This window comes from Peribacillus sp. SIMBA_075 (assembly GCF_046534585.1).
The window spans coordinates 1-266 of sequence record NZ_JAWRYN010000772.1; the positions used below are offsets into that span (position 1 = coordinate 1).

At 44.4% G+C, this 266-nt stretch carries 1 protein-coding gene; it reads right to left on the reverse strand.

Annotation, left to right across the window (positions count from 1 at the left end):
* The coding region (locus SB775_RS30300) for an ATP-binding cassette domain-containing protein (protein WP_410864952.1) at positions 1 to 218 on the reverse strand (218 nt) is incomplete at its 3' end.
* Between the last annotated feature and the right edge of the window lie 48 nt (positions 219 to 266).

Consider the following 266-nt stretch of genomic DNA (forward strand, 5'->3'; position numbering starts at 1 on the left):
CCGATCGCTTTGTCTTTCACGAAAATCTCTCCATTTTGCGGAGAAATAAGGCTATTGCACAATTTAAGCAAAGTCGACTTCCCAGCCCCGGAAGGCCCCACTAAAGTCGTAATGCGCCCTTGCGGAAATGAACCGGTAATATCGCTTAAAATTTCCACGTCTCCGATGCGGTAATCCACATGCTGAAAGTGGAGCGCTGGTTTGTATTGGGTGCTCATGCCCACACCTCCTAAATCTCAAATTTCTTATTTATAATTATTCTAATG